Annotated in this window: 14 protein-coding genes and 1 pseudogene; 6 read left to right on the top strand and 9 right to left on the bottom strand. The window is 36.4% G+C overall.

Going from position 1 to position 14,235, the window contains the following annotated elements; genetic code table 11:
* Positions 1–64: 64 nt before the first annotated feature.
* Positions 65–1,231, bottom strand: coding sequence for a sensor histidine kinase (locus OPU68_RS03035; protein ID WP_498472515.1), 1,167 nt, complete (start codon positions 1,229–1,231; stop codon positions 65–67).
* 116 nt (positions 1,232–1,347) lie between these two features.
* Here OPU68_RS03035 and OPU68_RS03030 point away from each other — a divergent pair, with 116 nt between their 5' ends.
* Positions 1,348–2,217 (top strand): aldose 1-epimerase family protein, encoded by an 870-nt coding sequence (locus tag OPU68_RS03030; RefSeq protein ID WP_498472513.1) that lies wholly within the window; start codon positions 1,348–1,350, stop codon positions 2,215–2,217.
* A 121-nt stretch (positions 2,218–2,338) separates the two neighbouring features.
* On the opposite strand, the gene OPU68_RS03025 is transcribed toward OPU68_RS03030, so the two are convergent.
* Positions 2,339–2,992, bottom strand: a complete 654-nt coding sequence (locus OPU68_RS03025; protein ID WP_498472512.1) for a CoA transferase subunit B — start codon at positions 2,990–2,992, stop codon at positions 2,339–2,341.
* A gap of 87 nt (positions 2,993–3,079) precedes the next feature.
* Between OPU68_RS03025 and OPU68_RS03020 the strand changes: the two genes are divergently transcribed.
* Both OPU68_RS03020 and OPU68_RS03015 read left to right on the top strand, forming a co-directional pair.
* Positions 3,080–4,867 (top strand): ABC transporter ATP-binding protein, encoded by a 1,788-nt coding sequence (locus OPU68_RS03020; protein ID WP_498472511.1) that lies wholly within the window; start codon positions 3,080–3,082, stop codon positions 4,865–4,867.
* A 65-nt stretch (positions 4,868–4,932) separates the two neighbouring features.
* Positions 4,933–5,502 carry a hypothetical protein gene (locus OPU68_RS03015; protein ID WP_498472509.1) on the top strand — a complete coding sequence of 190 codons (570 nt, stop codon included), beginning with the start codon at positions 4,933–4,935 and terminating at the stop codon, positions 5,500–5,502.
* A 40-nt stretch (positions 5,503–5,542) separates the two neighbouring features.
* Here the strand turns inward: OPU68_RS03015 and OPU68_RS03010 are convergent.
* Positions 5,543–5,644 (bottom strand): annotated as a pseudogene (locus OPU68_RS03010) (succinyl-CoA--3-ketoacid-CoA transferase); the annotation flags it as partial.
* A gap of 105 nt (positions 5,645–5,749) precedes the next feature.
* Here OPU68_RS03010 and OPU68_RS03005 point away from each other — a divergent pair.
* The gene (locus OPU68_RS03005; protein ID WP_498472508.1) at positions 5,750–5,962 is read left to right on the top strand and encodes a DUF2683 family protein; all 213 of its coding nucleotides are present in this window, start codon (positions 5,750–5,752) and stop codon (positions 5,960–5,962) included.
* Between the two features lie 73 nt (positions 5,963–6,035).
* Here the strand turns inward: OPU68_RS03005 and OPU68_RS03000 are convergent, their stop codons facing one another.
* From OPU68_RS03000 to OPU68_RS02990, 3 genes are all read right to left on the bottom strand, one after another.
* Complete coding sequence (locus OPU68_RS03000; RefSeq protein ID WP_498472802.1) at positions 6,036–6,737, bottom strand: CoA transferase subunit A; 702 nt, start codon at positions 6,735–6,737, stop codon at positions 6,036–6,038.
* Positions 6,738–7,122: 385 nt separating this feature from the next.
* Positions 7,123–7,524, bottom strand: a complete 402-nt coding sequence (locus OPU68_RS02995) for a hypothetical protein (RefSeq protein WP_498472506.1) — start codon at positions 7,522–7,524, stop codon at positions 7,123–7,125.
* Between the two features lie 170 nt (positions 7,525–7,694).
* Positions 7,695–7,880, bottom strand: a complete 186-nt coding sequence (locus OPU68_RS02990; RefSeq protein ID WP_498472505.1) for a hypothetical protein — start codon at positions 7,878–7,880, stop codon at positions 7,695–7,697.
* 131 nt (positions 7,881–8,011) lie between these two features.
* Between OPU68_RS02990 and map the strand changes: the two genes are divergently transcribed.
* Positions 8,012–8,776 (top strand): type I methionyl aminopeptidase, encoded by a 765-nt coding sequence (gene map, locus OPU68_RS02985; RefSeq protein ID WP_498472504.1) that lies wholly within the window; start codon positions 8,012–8,014, stop codon positions 8,774–8,776.
* A gap of 79 nt (positions 8,777–8,855) precedes the next feature.
* Here the strand turns inward: map and uvrA are convergent, their stop codons facing one another.
* Positions 8,856–11,684, bottom strand: a complete 2,829-nt coding sequence (uvrA, locus tag OPU68_RS02980; RefSeq protein ID WP_498472503.1) for an excinuclease ABC subunit UvrA — start codon at positions 11,682–11,684, stop codon at positions 8,856–8,858.
* A 236-nt stretch (positions 11,685–11,920) separates the two neighbouring features.
* On the opposite strand from uvrA, the gene OPU68_RS02975 reads away from it, so the two are divergent.
* Complete coding sequence (locus OPU68_RS02975) at positions 11,921–12,715, top strand: S1/P1 nuclease (protein ID WP_498472502.1); 795 nt, start codon at positions 11,921–11,923, stop codon at positions 12,713–12,715.
* A gap of 92 nt (positions 12,716–12,807) precedes the next feature.
* Here the strand turns inward: OPU68_RS02975 and OPU68_RS02970 are convergent, their stop codons facing one another.
* Positions 12,808–13,296, bottom strand: a complete 489-nt coding sequence (locus OPU68_RS02970; protein ID WP_498472501.1) for a GNAT family N-acetyltransferase — start codon at positions 13,294–13,296, stop codon at positions 12,808–12,810.
* A 15-nt stretch (positions 13,297–13,311) separates the two neighbouring features.
* A complete protein-coding gene (locus OPU68_RS02965) occupies positions 13,312–14,235 on the bottom strand; it encodes a UbiA family prenyltransferase (protein ID WP_498472500.1) in 924 nt (307 codons plus the stop codon).

Below are 14,235 nucleotides of genomic sequence, written 5' to 3'. Positions count from 1 at the left end.
CGGCAAAGATAGGGATTTTGAAATCAACAGAAAAACTATTGATTTTTTGAGATAATTATAAAATTTATTTCTGCTTTTCCTTCAAAATAATTCTGAAAGTTGTTCCTTTTCCAACTTCGGATTGTGCAATTTTCACTTCGCCTTTGTGATATTCTGTAACAACTCTTTTCGTTAAAGAAAGGCCTAATCCCCAGCCACGTTTCTTGGTGGAAAATCCTGGTTTGAAGGCATTTCGGACTTGTTGTTTTGTCATTCCGCTTCCGGTATCGGTCACATCTATGTAAACGCTTCTATTTTTTTTATATAGTGACAATTCCAGTTTCCCTTCTCCTTTCATCGCATCTACGGCATTTTTGATTAAGTTTTCTATCACCCAACTCATCAAAATTCTACTGTGTGGAATCAGAATCGGTTCGTAAGTTTTTCTCAAAGTGAAATTAACCCTTGTAGAAATCCTGGATTTTAAATAATCGAAATTCTGCTGAACAGTTTCATTGATATCGAGATCATTAAGTGCCGGAATCGAACCTATTTTTGAGAATCTTTCGGAAATGGTCTTCAGTCGGTCAACATCTTTTTCGAGTTCCTTCACGCCCAAACCGTTTTCATCTTCCAGCTTCATAATCTCGACCCAACCGATCATTGAAGACAAAGGGGTCCCAATCTGGTGCGCCGTTTCCTTCGCCAAACCTGCCCAGACAAAACCTTCATCGGTTTTCTTTAAAGTTCTCAGAAACCAAAATGAAAAAATAAGATAAGCACCTATAAATAAAGCAATAACATAAGGGTAAAACCGGAAATAATTCAGCAGATCTGAGTTGTCATAATAGATATACTGATTTTGTTTTGAAGGCAATTCCACGACAAATGGCTCATAAGAATTTTCCATTTTCCGGATCAGGTTTTTCAGCTTTACAGAATCCTGTTCTATATGTTCGGGAACATTGGCCTGGAAAATCGGTGTTTTATATTTGTCTGTTACAACAATTGGCAAATTGGTATTATCCTGCATCACAGCAAGATACAATTCTTGTATTTTGGGATCAGCGGAGATTTCGTCATCAGTATAAGCTTTAAGAGCAGTTGCAATCAGCTCCACTTTTTTGATTTCCTGTTCCCTCATCTGATTGATCAGGATAAATGAAGAGATTGCAATCCCAAAAACGATAGCTGTGAGTATAAAATATACCACCCAACTGTTGATCCTCTTCAGAAAATTAAATCCTCTCATTCTTGCTTATAAAACGGCAATTTAGCAAAATATTGTGTATAAAAAAATGTTGATTTTTTGTGTTAAAAATTTCGTCCGTATAAAAGCTTTTGTAATTTTAGCACAAATTAAAATGAATGATCACTTTAGAAAATGACCTTTTAAAAGCAACTTTCAACGAACTTGGAGCAGAACTCATTTCGCTTATCAATCTTCAAACCGAAAAAGAACTAGTGTGGGAAGGAAATCCCGATTTTTGGGGTGGAAAAAGCCCGGTTCTTTTCCCGACGGTTGGCGCTTTGAAAAATGATCAATATATTTTCGAAGGTAAAACTTACGAAATGCCAAGACACGGTTTTGCACGAAGAAAATTCTTTGAAGTGAAAAATTCATCAGAAACTGAAATTATTTTTGAATTAAATTCGGATGAAGAAACATTGAAATTTTACCCTTTCGAATTCAGTTTGGAAATTAAATATACTTTGATTAAAAATAGACTGACGGTTTCATATAATGTGAAAAACACTTCCCAAAAAGAAATGTATTTTTCTTTGGGTGCACATCCCGGATTTGCGATTGACACGAAGAATGGACTCAAATATGATGATTATGAAATCACTTTTTCTGATGATGATAAGCTGGAAATCCATCCTCTGATTGATAATCTAATCAGCAAAGAAACCAAAACAATTAATCTGGAAAATAAAACACTTCCACTTTCCTACGAATTGTTCGCCAAGGATGCTTGGGTAATGACAAATATGAAAAGTAAGGAATTGATTTTGAGAAATAATCGAAACAATCACAAAGTTATTTTTACATTTTCCAACTTTCCTTATTTCGGAATTTGGGCCGCAAAAAACGCGGATTTTGTTTGTCTGGAACCTTGGCAGGGCATTGCAGATCTTGAAGATCATAATCAGGAATTGACAGAGAAATTTGGGATTTTGAAGTTGGAGAAGAATGAAGAATGGAAAGCTGACTGGACAGTGCAGATTGTTGATTAATGATTTAAATATTTAAAACTGCTTACGTTGATAATTACTTGTAATTGATATATAAACTTGTATCAAAATAAAATTCGCAGAGTTTTCACTTTGCGAATTTTATTTTTAACATTTTAATCTTCTAAAATTGCATTTCCGGAATATCACCCTCGATGATCAATTCCGCTTCTGTTGCTTTGATGATATCATCAACGGAAATTCCAGGAGCTCTTTCCAGAAGTTTGAAACCTTTGTCGGTAAATTCCAAAACGGCTAATTCTGTCACTACCTTTTTAACACAATTCACACCTGTCAAAGGCAATGTACAATTCTTTAAAATCTTGGATTCTCCAGCTTTGTTCACGTGCATCATTGCAACGATGATATTTTCTGCAGAGGCCACCAAATCCATTGCGCCGCCCATTCCTTTCACCATTTTTCCCGGAATTTTCCAGTTGGCAATATCGCCGTTTTCGGAAACTTCCATTGCGCCGAGAATTGTGAGGTCAACTTTTTGACTTCTAATCATCCCGAAACTGAAAGCCGAATCAAAAAAAGAACCGCCTGGCAGAATCGTGATGGTTTGTTTTCCAGCATTGATAAGGTCTGCATCTTCTTCGCCTTCGAACGGAAAAGGTCCCATTCCTAGAACGCCATTTTCACTTTGGAATTCTACGGAAAGATTGTCTGGAACGTAGTTTGCCACCAATGTCGGAATCCCGATTCCGAGGTTTACGTAGTAGCCGTCTTTCACTTCTTTGGAGATGCGCTGTGCGATTTGTTCTTTGGTCAACATAGTAAAAACTTATAACTGCAATATATATAAAATTAGGTTTACAGAGAAATGCTTCAGATTTATATCAGTAATTTTGCACCAATTATTATGAAGACATTATTACATTATCTCAAACCTCACAAATGGTTGTTGATTACTTCGTTAGTTTTAGCAACAATCAACCAGGTTTTTTCTTTGTTTGCGCCCGCTATCACAGGAAATATTCTCGACCAATTGGTCACACATCCCAACTTTTTCGATAAAGAAAAATTGATGCCCAGAAACCTGAATCAATTTCTTTATGGGAATGATGTTTTCCACGGTGCGTTTTATTTTCTTGGTTTATTAATTGGGACTGCGATGATAAGCCGTATTGCCAAAGCATTTCAGGATTATGTGGTAAGTGTAATTACGCAGAAATTTGGGGCAAATATTTTCACGGATGGTTTACAGCATTCGATGGCGCTGCCTTATCAGGAATTTGAAGACCAGAGAAGTGGCGAGACTTTATCGATTTTGACCAAGGTTAGAGAAGATTCGGTGAAGTTTATTACCAATTTCATCAATATTTTCTTTGGAATTTTGGTGAGTATTATTTTCGTTTCCGTTTATGCGATTCGCTTGCATTGGTCGATAATGCCGGTTTATGTGGTCGGAATCTTTCTCATTGCTTTTATCACAAATCTATTAAGCAAAAGAATTAAAAATATTCAAAAAACAATTGTTACAGAAACCACAAGTTTGGCAGGAAGCACAACGGAAAGTTTGAGAAATATCGAAATTGTAAAAAGTTTAGGATTAACCAAACAAGAAGTTAAACGACTGAATAACAATACTTACAAAATCCTCGGACTAGAATTAAAGAAAGTCAAAAGCATTCGTTCATTAAGTTTCATCCAAGGCACGATGGTGAATTTTCTTCAGCAGTTGATTACGTTAACGCTTCTATATTTGATTTTCAGGAATATCGTGACGCCTGGACAATATTTGTCATTGATGTTCTACGGATTCTTTATTTTCGGTCCGATGCAGGAGATTGGAAACATTATTATTTCGTATCGTGAAGCCGAAGCTTCCTTAAAAAACTTCGATAACCTGATGAAAAAGCCAGTCGAAGAAAAGCCTTTGACCCCAAAACAAATTGGTGCGATTGAGGAACTGGAATTCAGGCACGTTTCATTCAAACATCAGTCTGCGCAATACAAAGCTTTGAACAATATTTCATTTGATGTCAAAAATGGCGAAACGATAGCGTTTGTCGGGCCAAGTGGTTCCGGGAAAAGTACGTTGGTGAAACTTTTGGTGGGACTTTACCGCGCTCAGGAAGGGAATATTTTTTATAATGAAATCAATGGGAAAGAATTCGATTTTGATGAATTGAGAAATCAAATCGGTTTTGTGACCCAAGACACGCAACTTTTCGCTGGAACCATCCGAGAAAATCTTCTTTTCGTAAATCCCGACGCCACGGAAGCTGACATCCAAATGGCCTTGAAAAAATCAAGTTGCACTGGCTTATTGGAACGCGCCGAAAAAGGCATCGAAACAGTCATCGGCGAAGGTGGCTTGAAATTAAGCGGTGGCGAAAAACAGAGAATTGCCATTGCAAGAGCTTTATTAAGAAAACCGCATCTCTTGATTTTTGATGAGGCCACTTCTGCTTTGGACAGCATCACGGAAGAAGAAATCACAACCACCATCAAAGATATTTCTGAACAAAAAGAACAAATCACCGTTCTCATCGCCCACCGATTGAGCACCATAATGCACGCCGACAGAATCTACGTTTTGGAACGCGGACAAGTCATAGAAATGGGTTCCCACGACAATCTGATTGCCGAAAAAGGTTTGTATTATGCGATGTGGAGACAGCAGATTGGGGAGAGGAAGTCTTAACACCGATTATTATTTAACGTCATAATTAGATATATTTAGCTTTTAAGTGTAACATACATAACAAAATGAATAATTTACATAAAGTTATTATATTCAGTATTCTATCAATTATTATATCTTGTCATAAAAAACAAGACTGGAATCAAACGGTTTTTGATGAAAAAATTTCTAATAATGATAGTATGAAACTAATGAATAAGTTTTATGATCCAGAAGAATTTTACGATGATTCTATGTCTATCAACAAAAAAACTTCTTTTGTAATCTATGATAATGATTACAATAAGAATATATGTGAAGCAAAAATCGTAAATGATACTTTAAATATTAACATCGGTTTTTCAACTGGTTTTTCATCGAAGGGATTCGAAATATTATATTATGACAAAAAATATAATATTGTACCATATTATGAAACTGATAATATAGCAATATTTGTGGATGATAATGGAAAAGAAATACAACAACCAACTCCAAAACATTTTTTTCATAATCAAAGACTTGTATTAGATAAGACTAATTATAAGAAAGGAGATAGTATTTTTGGATTCATTGATTTTTCGTCTTTAGAAATGGAAGGAAACCAAAAATCCATACATAAAGGCAGAGGTTACTTTAAAACCAAAATTCAATAATTATTTATAAAAAATGCGCCGGAAAAACTCAGCGCATTTTTTATCTCTTCCTCACAGTCCTCTGCTCTATCCTCTTCTCATAATTCTCGCCTTGGAAAATCCTTTGAACCATAATTCCGGGAATGTGGATTTCGTTCGTTTCATTATCTAAATCTAACAATAATAGATCACAAGCTTATTTGAAGAAAATTTTGTAATTTTAAATTTAAGGATTTTAAAAATCAATAACTTTGTAAAAAACAGGATTATGGACAACATTTTAATCACGCCTAAAAATGAAAAGCAATTACATTTGCTCAAATTATTGCTGGAAGAAATGAAAATCCAGTTCAGATATGAAAAAAATGAAATTGAACCCATAAACACTGAACTCGAAAAGAAAATAACCGAAGCTCGAAAAGAGAAAAAAGAAGGAAAACTCTTGACCATTGACAAAAAAAATATATGGGAAAGTATATAGTTCAATTCTTCAAAGAGAATTCAACTAATTATAAAAAAAACCGCTTCATTTTATAATGAAACGGTTTTGTTTTTTAATCTTTCTTCCTCACAGTCCTCTGCTCTATCCTTTTCTCATAATTCTCGCCTTGGAAAATCCTTTGAACCATAATTCCTGGAATGTGGATTTCGTTCGGATCCAACTTTCCGGGTTCTACCAACTCTTCTACTTCTGCAATCGTAATTTTTCCGGCGCCTGCCATTGGAAAATTGAAATTACGGGCTGAACCTTTGAAAATCAAGTTTCCTGCGTGGTCACCTTTCCAGGCTTTTACGATGGAGAATTCTGCTTTGTAAGCGTGTTCCAAAATGTGTGGTTTTCCATCAAAATCTTTGACTTCTTTGCCTTCAGCGATTTCGGTTCCAAATCCTGTTGGCGTATAAAATGCGGGAATTCCGGCTTGTGCGGCTCTGCATTTTTCGGCAAGTGTGCCTTGTGGCGTGAGTTCGACTTCCAATTCTCCGGAGAGCATTTGACGTTCGAATTCTGCGTTTTCTCCAACATAAGAAGAAATCATTTTTTTTATTTGTTTTTTCTGCAAAAGTAATCCCAATCCGAAGTCGTCGACGCCAGCATTGTTGGAGATGCAGGTCAAATCCGTCACATTTTTGTTGACCAATTCTGTGATGCAATTCTCCGGAATTCCGCAAAGACCGAATCCGCCTAGCATTATCGTCATTCCGCTTTCTATATCTTTTACCGCTTCCTGGGCGTTTTTCACTCTTTTATCAATCATAAAATTGAGTTTTTGTCTTTCAGTTTCTAAGTTCATAAATATAAAAAAATCCGCTTGAGTAGAGGAAAGAAAATAGAGAAAAGATTATTTCTATTGAGAAAGACTTCGACTCCGCTCAGCCTGACAATGTAATCGGACTTAATTTTATGAAAATGGATTTAATAAATCAGGAAAATTGATTGGATGCTGATGTGAAAATTTAATAACAAAACTTTCTATTTTGCGAAGCGCGCCCCGGCTTGAACGGAGCTCTTTTTGTTAGCGCTGGAAAAGCCTTGGCACAAAAAAGCGGGAGTGGAAGACGGATAAAGGCGTCCAAATAATTCACAAAAAAAAAGCCATATACAGGGTTGCACATGACTTTCTTTAATAACAATTTAAACATTTATCTATTATCTATCGTGACGCTCACTGGCATCACGTAAGTCGTAGCCATCATATTTTGGTTCAGTTTGTTGACGTCCACTTTGTAAAGCAGATTAGCCAAAACGTTCTCCAATTCTTTGCTTACATTTTTACAGTCTCCATTTGCATGGATATTGGTAATTTTTCCGTTCTCAGCAAGGCTGAATCTGACATCAGAATTAATTACGCCTTCCTTATATTCCGAAGCTGTGAAATCGAAATTATCTTTTACGAGTTTCCTAAGTTCCCCAAACGCGTCGCCGGAACGAAGCACCACTTCCTGTATATTTTTCTCAGATTCCTGAGCTTGAGCTACACTGAACAAACCTGCAAATACAAATATTGATAATGCAACCATTTTACTAATCATTTTCATTTCCATAATCAATTGATTTTAAGTGAATAATTATCTAATTAAAAGACAAAGTTACAACATTTTAATATTCCGTTCATATTAAATTAACATTGAAAGTGAAAATTTAACATTGGAATCAAAAACAGAAATTCCAGGACATTTTCACATCTTGGAATTTTTAATTAATATCTTGGTGATTATTTATTTTGTCCCGGCGCAAATGGTTTTGCAGATTTGGTTCCGAAAACTTTTTTCGCTTGTCCCGGCGGCATTGGTTTACCACTTGGGTGTTTTGGTGGTTTCGGTGGTCTTGGAGGTGTTCCACAAGATGTCAAACCAATTGCGAAGATGATTAATGACAAATAAATTTTAATTGATTTCATAACTTTTATTTTTAAGATTAATGACAAAATTGATACCATTAGAAATTTATCAATTTAAGTAAAGAGTTCAACATTTGTTTTTTCTAATGATAATCGATAAATTTGATTCTTACTGAATTAAAAATATAAATATGTCCATCACCAACGAGTCAGAATTAATCGGAATGCAAAAGGCAAGCGAGGCTGTAGCTTACGCTTTGAAGGAAATGAGAAACTTTGCAAAAGCAGGGATTTCGACTAAGGAATTAGATGATTTCGGCGGAAAAATCCTTGAAGAAATGGGCGCAAAATCTGCTCCATATCTGACTTACGGTTTTCCGGGTTACACTTGCATCAGCGTGAATAACGAGTTCTGCCACGGGATTCCGTCCGAGAAAACGATTCTGAAAGAAGGCGATTTGATTAACATCGATGTTTCTGCGGAACTGGATGGATTTTGGTCAGACAACGGTGGTTCTTTTGTGATTGGCGAAGACATCAACCAACATCAAAAACTGATTGACGCTTCCAAAGAAATCCTGCAGAAAGCAATTTCCAATATCAAAGGTGGCGTGAGAATCTCTGACATCGGCCATCTGATGGAAACCGAAGCCAAAAAACGCGGTTACAAAGTCATCAAAAACCTGACTGGACACGGCGTTGGCAGAAGTCTGCACGAGGAACCACACGAGATTGCGAATTACCGCGACCGATTCAATACACAAAGATTCAAGAAGAATTCTGTGGTGGCGATTGAGACTTTCATTTCCACAACTTCCACGATTGCAGACACGCAAAAAGATGGTTGGACAATGGTAGGAAACAAAGGTGGTTTTATGGCGCAACACGAACATACGATTGTTGTGACAGATGGAAAACCAATGATTTTGACGGAAGCTAATGGGATTTATAATTAAAAATATCAAACAAAAAATGTCACTCCACTTGGACTGACATTTTTTATTTATTAATAAAGTCTAAGCTCTAACTTCTAAGTTACATTTCCTTCTTCAAGAACTTGGCCGTCAAACTTTTTTTAGACTTGATAATCTGCTCAGGCGTTCCTTCAGCGATGATTTGTCCACCGTGTTTTCCACCTTCCGGACCAACATCAATAATGTGGTCAGCCAATTTGATAACGTCCATATTATGTTCGATGATGATGAAGGAATTTCCTAATTCCACCAATTGATTAATCGCTTCCATCAAGACTTTCACATCTTCGAAATGAAGTCCTGTTGTTGGCTCATCCAAAATGTAAAGTGTGTTTCCGGTTTGTCTTTTGGAAAGTTCCGTTGCCAATTTTACACGCTGCGCTTCTCCTCCGCTCAAAGTTGTGGATTGTTGTCCAATCGTGATGTAACCCAAACCAACATCCTGCAAAGTTTTCACTCTGATGTAGATTTTTGGAATCGGCTGGAAGAATTCTACCGCTTCATTGATTGTCATTTCCAGAACATCGGAAATCGATTTTCCTTTGTAACGCACTTCCAAAGTTTCACGGTTGAAACGTTTTCCGTGGCAGGTTTCGCAATGCACATAAACATCGGGTAAGAAATTCATTTCAATGACTTTCAAACCGCCTCCCTGACAGGTTTCGCAACGTCCGCCTTTCACGTTGAAAGAGAATCTTCCGGCTTTGTAACCACGGATTTTACTCTCTGGCAATTCGGCAAAAAGATTACGAATATCCGTAAACATTCCCGTGTAAGTCGCTGGATTGGAACGTGGTGTTCTTCCAATCGGACTTTGGTCAACATCAACTATTTTGTCGATATTATCAATACCTTCAATACTTTTGTAAGGTAAAGGTTCCTGAATCGCTCTGTAAAAATGACGGTTCAGAATTGGATAAAGTGTTCCATTAATCAAAGACGATTTTCCACTTCCGGAAATTCCCGAAACGACAACCAATTTTCCTAATGGAATTTCAAGGTTGACATTTTTAAGGTTGTTTCCAGTTGCGCCTTTTAACACAATTAACTTTCCATTTCCGGCTCTTCGTTCTGCAGGAATTTCGATTTTACGTTTTCCAGTTAAATAGTCAGCCGTAATTGTATTGGCTTTTTTGATGTCTTTCGGATGACCTTGCCAAAGGATTTCACCACCGAATTTTCCCGCTCTTGGACCAATATCCAAAACGTGGTCGGCTTCCATAATCATATCTTTATCGTGTTCCACCACCAAAACCGAATTCCCGATATCACGAAGATGTTTCAAGGAATTAATCAATCTTTCGTTATCTCTTTGATGTAAACCAATCGAAGGTTCATCCAAAATATAAAGTACATTTACCAATTGAGAACCAATTTGTGTTGCCAAACGGATTCGTTGAGATTCGCCTCCAGAAAGGGTTTTCGAGCTTCGACTCAAACTCAGATAATCCAAACCAACATCCAAAAGGAATTGCAGTCTCGTTTCGATTTCTCTAAGGATTTCGTACGCGATAATTTTATTTTTCTCACTGAAAGTATCTTTCACATCAGCCAGCCATTCTTTCAAATCCAATAAAGAAAGACCGTTGATTTCTGCAATATTTTTTCCATCAATCTTGAAACTCAGACTTTCCTGACGAAGACGTGCACCTTTACAAGTCGGGCAAACTTCTTCCGTTGTGAAATTTCTTTCCACCAAAACGGCATCATAGTTTTCACGCTCGTCCACAATTTCTTCAAGAATATGAACCAAACCTTCGAAGTTGATTTTAATCTTTTTCGAGATTCCGGCGTGTTTCAGTTCTTTCGTAATGTCCTTATTATGACCGTAATAGATGTACTCCAAAGCTTCTTTCGGAATATCTTTGAACGGCGTTGTCAAACTCAAATCGAAAACTTCCAGGATTAATTTAATCTGAGAAAGAATCCATTTGTTGGATTTTATTTGTTCTAAAGGTAATAAAGCACCTTGATTGATTGATAATTTATCATTTTCGACAAAATAGTCGGTGTTCACTTTTTTGATGGTACCAAGACCTTTGCACGTTTCGCAACTTCCTTTCGGTGAGTTGAATGAAAATGTATTTGGTTCCGGCAAAGCCATCGAATCTCCCGTGATATCGTCCATCAAATTCTTCGAGAAAAAATGAATTTCTTCACTTCCCATTTCTTGAATTGCAATCAATCCTTCGCCCATATCGGAAGCGGTTTTCAGAGATTTTTGCATTCTCAGTTCAGTCGCAGATTCTCCGATAATCCATCGGTCCACCACCACTTCCACATCGTGGGTTTTGTAACGGTCGAGTTTCAAATCATATTCGATGTCTTGAAGAACGCCATCAATTCTTGCCTGAGAATAACCTTTTTTGGAAAGATGAATGAACAACTCGTGGTAATGTCCTTTTCTGGAACGCACAACCGGCGCCATCAGATAGACCTTTTTCCCTTTGAAGTTTTCCTTAATCGTATCAAGAATCTGGTCTTCCGTATAACTTACCAAACGTTTCCCAGAGCTCATTGAATAAGCATCGGAAACTCTTGCGAACAAAAGTCTCAGATAATCGTAAAGTTCGGTAATCGTTCCAACGGTTGAACGTGGATTTTTATTGGTCGTTTTTTGTTCGATGGCAATTACGGGAGAAAGTCCTTCAATCTTATCAACATCCGGACGTTCCAATCCGCCAAGAAACTGTCTTGCATATGCAGAAAACGTCTCGATGTAACGCCTTTGCCCTTCCGCAAAAATCGTATCAAATGCGAGGGAAGATTTTCCGCTTCCGGAAAGTCCTGTAATGACCACCAATTCGTTTCGTGGGATTTTGACGGTAATATTCTTGAGGTTGTGTTCTCTAGCGCCGTATATTTCGATAAACTCCTGATTATCTTTCATTTATAGATATTCATTTCTTTTTTAAAGGTCAAATGGAATCGCTAATTTTTATTGGTTCTTCACTTTTTAATGACAGCGATTTCATTGAAAAGTCCAATTCTGGGAAAACGCAAATTTACGGAATTTAATTGACGATTATGGTTTACCTTAATTCAAGTTTAATAATATTTAACAGAGATTTGGCTTTAAATAAATTTTTGATAAACCTATCTTTGCCGCTTGAAATAAATTAAAAAATGAAAAGTATTTTATCAAAAATCACATTTGGCGTTCTAGTATTTTCTTCATTCTACTGTTTTGCTTGGGGTTTGACTGGTCACCGCGTGATTGCAGAAATTGCACAACATCATTTGAGTTCTAAAGCTGAAAGAAAAATCAAGAAACTTCTGGAAAATCAGAAATTAGCTTACTATTCGAATTGGCCGGATTTCATCAAATCTGATACGACGGGCGTTTGGAAAGAAACATCGTCCTGGCATTATGTAAACATCAATGCACAAAAGAATTTCCAGCAATTCAAAGATTCTTTGGAAGCTCAGAAAAGTCCGAATCTTTATACGCAAATTGAAAATCTAGCAAAGAAAATTAAGGATAAAAACACTTCGGAATCTGATAAGAAAAATTCTTTAATTTTCCTTGTTCATTTGATGGGTGACTTACATCAGCCACTTCACGTTGGACGTTACGAGGATTTGGGAGGAAATAAAATCAATGTGACTTATTTTGGACAAAACACTAACTTGCATTCACTTTGGGATTCGAAAATGGTGGAAGACAGAAAATATTCTTACACAGAATTTGCAAATTTGATTGATATCAAATCGAAAGATGAAGTGAAAACTATTCAAGGTGGAACTTTGCAGGATTGGTTGTATGACAGTCAGAAGATTGCAAACTCCATCTACTTTCACACACCGAAAGATTCCAAATTGAGCTACGATTACAATTACCGTTTTGAATCGACCGTTGAAAGACAATTGTTGTACGGCGGTTTGCGTTTGGCGAAAGTGCTGAATGATGTTTTCGGGTAAATAAACTTAAAACTAATTCTTTAATAAGTCCAATTCCAGAAGGTTAGTGGACTTTTTTATTTCTTACTTGATAAGATATTTTTTCTCAAGCATTAGTCAAGATTTTTAATCATCCATAGATTACAACCAGAATGCCCCGAATTCCCTAATGGTTTTTCCAAATATTGAAACCCTTGTTTTTCATAAATGGAAACCGCTTTGCTAAATTCCGGAATGCTTTCGAGGTAAACTTTTTTGTATCCTAAATCTTTAGCTTTTTCAAGACATTTTTCGAGCAATAATTTTCCGGTTCCTTTTCCTCTCTCCTCTTTCGAAAGATAGAATTTGGCAAGCTCAATTGTGTCATCAGGTAAATTATCCGTTGGAAAAATTCCGCAACAGCCTAGAATCAAACCATCTTCCTCTGCTACGAATAAAGCTGATTTCTCAGTTTGAAACAATGAATATAAGTCATCTGTCGTCGGGTCGGAATAAACTGTTCCATTGGTACAACTTACTTCAAAATCGTGAAAGGCTGTTCTGATGATTTTGGCGAGAATGGTGTTGTCTTCGACTTTGTTTTCTCTAATGATTACTGACATTTTTTTGAAAATATTTTAAATTAACCAAGGATATTTGTGATAAATCCCATCTAAAAGCATTGCCAGAATTCCGAAGAAAATCCAAAGTCTTAGAAGATTCAAAGATTTAAATTTATCATTTTTTTGATTTCTGAACAACATATAAACTGTTCCGAGAATTACTATTATCGTCAATAAAAAGTACCAAGCAATAATATTTTTGAAACCAATTCCAACACTTAAAATCAATGAAACAATCAAGGTGATAATTAATAAAATTAATAAAATCGACCTTGTGTTTTGAAATCCCAATCGGTTCGCAATCGTCTCGTAGCCAAACATTTTATCTGCGTTTTTGGTCAACGTATCTTTTGTAATATCGATGATGAAAAGCATTAGGAAAAGGAAAATTGCAAGGAATAAAATCTTCAAAGAAAACGTCTGATAATAAATCAACATTCCAAAGAATGGATAAAGTGTCAACGCGACAAAAGTGAAGTTATTTAGAATAATGATTTTGCTGAGTTTATGGCTGTAAAACCACATTAAAAACTGATAAATCAGGAAGAAAATAAAAACCCGATGCGACACAAAAAACGCCAATCCAAGCGACAATGCGTTGAGAATGACATAAGCGGTCAGAAAATATTTTTCCTTGAGGAAATTCTGTAATCTGGAACGAAAAGGCTTGACCAATTGGTCTTTTTCCTTATCGTAAAACCGATTGATAATTCCGCCAGCTAAAATGCTTAGAACGGAACAAATGATGATAAAATGAACCTTATAATCGAAGACAAAATTTCTGAAACTTTCTTCGCGATTGAACAGGAAAAATGTGGAAACGTAAAGTGCAAATGTGAGCAAAACCGCCACGAAAAAACGAGCGCCCAACAGAAAACCCATCAACTGAGAAACACGGTACATGGCATTTCGGGAAGTTGGTTTCGTTTCGTTGCTCAT

This window comes from Chryseobacterium sp. TB1-D10 (genome assembly GCF_059803555.1).
Note: the sequence above shows the minus strand (reverse complement) of the source record. Positions and strands in the feature narration are given on the sequence as shown.